This window comes from Pantoea sp. CTOTU49201 (assembly GCF_032054795.1).
Lineage (GTDB): Bacteria > Pseudomonadota > Gammaproteobacteria > Enterobacterales > Enterobacteriaceae > Pantoea > Pantoea symbiotica.
This window is the reverse complement of record NZ_DAMBSA010000422.1, coordinates 1-3,901: the sequence shown is the minus strand read 5'-3', so window position 1 is coordinate 3,901 and position 3,901 is coordinate 1. Positions and strand designations below refer to the sequence as shown.

The window sequence follows — 3,901 nt, the reverse complement described above, 5'->3', positions numbered from 1 at the left end:
ACATTATCGCGCTGTGGCAAACGCTGGTGAGCGATCCGCAGGCCAACCTGACGCCACGCGTGGTGCTGTTTGGTGCCAAGGCCGCGCCGGGATATGTGCTGGCCAAGAACATCATCTACGCGATCAATAAAGTGGCGGCCACCATCAACAACGATCCGCGCATTGGCGACCGCCTGAAAGTGGTGTTTGTGCCTGATTACAACGTTTCGGTTGCCGAGCGGCTGATTCCGGTAGCGGATCTTTCCGAGCAGATTTCTACCGCCGGCAAAGAGGCATCTGGCACCGGCAACATGAAGCTAGCGCTGAACGGCGCCTTGACCATAGGCACGCTGGATGGCGCCAATGTGGAGATCGCCGAGCAGGTTGGGGCCGATAATATCTTTATCTTTGGTCACACCGTCGATCAGGTCAGCGCGTTGAAAGCGGAAGGCTACTCGCCTGACGCATGGCGCAAAAAAGATGCGCAGCTGGATCGGGTATTGAAAGCGTTAGAAGACGGCACTTTTAGCGACGGCGACGTCACCGCGTTCGAGCCGCTGCTGCACAGCCTGAGCGCCAAAGGTGGCGATCCTTATCTGGTGCTGGTCGATTTTCGTCACTACCTCAATGCGCAGGCGCAGGCTGAAACCTTGTGGGCCGATCAACACGGCTGGACGCGCGCCGCCATTCTCAATACCGCGCGCTGCGGCATGTTCAGCGCCGACCGCGCTATCCGTGACTATCAGCAACGCATCTGGCAGGCCGCGCGATGAACAGCACTATCACGCCAACCGCCGAAATCGCCAGCGAATACATCGACGCCCATGGCCAGCTGCAATCGGTCTCCGCCCTAACCCGCCAGCGTTTGCTGGCGGCGATGCATCCCACGAAACCGCACGCCTCGCCGCTGCCGCCGGTGCTGATTGTGCAGGGAGAACACGAGGAGATTGTGCTGCCTGCGCCCGGCATAGCAGGCGAGTGGCAGCTGATCGCGGAACAGGGCGAAAGCTGGCACGGGCGCGCTATCGCCAACCAGCCGATCGTTTTACCTACGCTGCCTTTGGGTTATCACCAGCTCAACTTCACCGCACATCAACAAGCGTTTCACTGCCGGATTATTGTCGCGCCGGTTCGCTGTTACGAGCCGCCAGCCATCCAGCAAGGGCAATCGCTGTGGGGCGCCTGTATTCAGCTTTATACGCTGCGATCGGCGTCCAACTGGGGAATCGGCGATTTCAGCGACTTAAAGCAGATGCTGGTCGAGGTTGCGCAGCGTGGCGGGGATTGTATTGGCTTGAACCCGTTGCACGCGCTGTTCCCGGCGACGCCGGAAAGCGCCAGTCCGTACAGCCCGTCGTCGCGGCGCTGGCTGAATATGCTGTATATCGATGTCGCCGCCGTTGAGGATTTTACGCTGAGTGAAGAAGCGCAACGCTGGTGGCAGGCGGCCAGCACGCAGCAGGCGCTTCAGGCGGCGCGGGACGCTGAGTGGGTCGATTACTCAGCGGTTACCCGATTGAAACTGGAGGCGCTGCGCCTCGCCTGGCATCACTTCAGGAAGCGCGGCGCGGACGATGATCTGGTTATCGCCTTTGAAGGTTTTATGCAGCAAGGCGGCGAAAGTTTGCTGCATCAGGGCGTTTTCGATGCCCTGCACGCCGCGCAGATCGCCGAAGATCCTCAGCGCTACGACTGGACAACCTGGCCTGCGGCGTTGCAGTCGCCCGACAGCGCAGCGGTGCGCGCATTCCGCATCGAACACACCTATGAAGTGCGCTTTTATCTGTGGCTGCAATGGCTAGCCGCGCGTCAGTTCGCCGATTGTTGGGCGGTGTGCCAGCAGCAGGCGATGCCAATTGGCTTATACCGCGATCTGGCGGTGGGCGTGGCGCAGGGCGGCGCAGAAACCTGGAGCGATCGCGAGCTTTACTGCTTGCAGGCCAGCGTCGGCGCGCCACCGGATATTCTCGGCCCGCTGGGCCAGAATTGGGGATTGCCGCCGATGGATCCACAGATTATGCAGGCGCGCGCCTACGAGCCGTGGATTGCGCTGCTGCGCGCCAACATGCACGACTGCGGCGCACTGCGCATCGATCACGTGATGGCGCTGTTGCGGCTGTGGTGGATCCCACAGGGCGAAAGCGCGGCGGAAGGTGCCTATGTCCATTATCCCATTGATGATCTGCTGGCGATTCTGGCGTTGGAGAGTCAGCGTCATCACTGCATGGTGATTGGCGAGGATTTGGGGACGGTGCCGGAGAAGATTATCGGCAAGCTGCAGCAGGCGGGCGTCTACTCCTACAAAGTGCTCTATTTTGAGCAGACATCCAAAGTGGCCTTTCGCGCCCCTGCCCGCTGGCCACGTCAGGCGATGGCGGTCGCCACCACCCACGATATGCCAACCCTGCGCGGCTGGTGGCAAAGCGATGATTTACGGCTGGGCAGCGAGTTGGGACTTTATCCTGATAAGCAGATTCTTGCCGGGCTAAACAAGTCGCGTTTGGCCGCACGCCGCGCGTTGTTTAAGAGCCTGCAACGCAGCAATTGCTTGCCCGAGCAGGCCGAACCGCAGGTGATGGATCGCGCGTTAAGTGCGGCGATGCAGCGTTATCTGGCGGAGAGCAACAGCGCGCTGCTGGGCCTGCAACCCGAAGAGTGGCTGGATATGGCTTCCCCGGTGAATATTCCCGGCACCACCAGCCAATATCCCAACTGGCGGCGCAAACTCAGCGCCTCGCTGGAGGAGATGTTTGCTGACGCGGAGATAAATGCGTTGTTAGAGGATATTGATCAACGGCGGAAGCGGGTTTGATTGGGCATTTATAGGTAGCTGGTCGCCATAAATGGCGACCCTACAGGATGCACGGTTTTGTAGGGTGCGCATTTATGCGCACCTGGCAAAAAAAGGTGCGCCGAAGCGCACCAGATGGGACAAATCAGCACTGCCGGGGCGGATTACCCCTTGCCTTTAACACTGCTGATAAACACTTGTCTGGCGGAGGTGGAACCTAAACGCTCGGCTTCATCCAGCAGCTGCAACGCCTTATCGATATTGCCCTTCTCAACCGCTTCGCGGATGTTCTGATTAAAGTAACCTTCGGTATCCGTCATGATCGGTTTAGGTTTTGCATCCGAAACCGGGGCAGCACGATAAGTCGCAGGCGCAACCGGCTGCGTATTACCGACGGTTACCGGCGCAGGACCCGATGATCCAAACAGCGGCCCAACCAGAATTGATGAACCTGAGCTGGTCTTCACTTTAAGTTTCAACGTGCCATCGCGGCTGTGATGGGCAATCGGATCAGGGATATCCGGCACCGCATTACCGGTGCCGCGAGCGTAGGCTTTCGCCGGATCCAGTAAGGTGGTGGTTTCGGTCAAATCCTTCTCGGTAGTGAACACCAGCAGATAGATCTTTTGCTGACCCAGCGCCGGCGTCAGTTTCATCACACCTTCCAGCCGATCTGCCGCCATCACGCCCGGCTGCTGGTAGGTGAAAAAGCGCGCCGGGAACCAGGCCGCCGGGCGCATGTTCTCATCCAGCACCAGCACATTCGGCGCAAATACCTGATTTTGTTTTACTTCACTGCTCAGCGTAATAGTGAGTTCACCGATATTCGCTGGCAGGCTATAAGCGGCCACCGAACCCGTCACGCCCGCGGCGTTAGGATTGGCGTGGTTTTCACTCAGCGTGGTGACCTGCGTGCGGGAGGGTTCTACCGGCAACCAGCTCAGCGTTTGCAGGCTGGCGGCAGGGAATGTGGGTGCGGCAGAGAGATCCTGTGGCACCAGATTGACATCAGCGAGCGCCGGAAAACTTTGACCGGCGAGCAACGCGGCGCTCAGGCAGAGCGCAAAAACCGTTTTTTTCATTCTCATTGTATAACCTCAAAAAACTGTCAGGCGGCGGCGCGAACCAGGC

At 59.2% G+C, this 3,901-nt stretch carries 3 protein-coding genes; 2 read left to right on the top strand and 1 reads right to left on the bottom strand.

The features are described from left to right. Together RTY00_RS21370 and malQ are read left to right on the top strand one after the other, a co-directional pair. On the top strand, positions 1–752 hold a 752-nt coding region (locus tag RTY00_RS21370; RefSeq protein WP_312666074.1), incomplete at its 5' end, for a glycogen/starch/alpha-glucan phosphorylase. Then, complete coding sequence (gene malQ / locus RTY00_RS21365; protein WP_312666072.1) at positions 749–2,791, top strand: 4-alpha-glucanotransferase; 2,043 nt, start codon at positions 749–751, stop codon at positions 2,789–2,791. The genes RTY00_RS21370 and malQ, both read left to right, overlap by 4 nt. Positions 2,792–2,934: 143 nt before the next feature. Here the strand turns inward: malQ and malM are convergent, their stop codons facing one another. Next, positions 2,935–3,858 carry a maltose operon protein MalM gene (gene malM, locus RTY00_RS21360; protein WP_312666070.1) on the bottom strand — a complete coding sequence of 308 codons (924 nt, stop codon included), beginning with the start codon at positions 3,856–3,858 and terminating at the stop codon, positions 2,935–2,937. Positions 3,859–3,901: the final 43 nt, after the last annotated feature.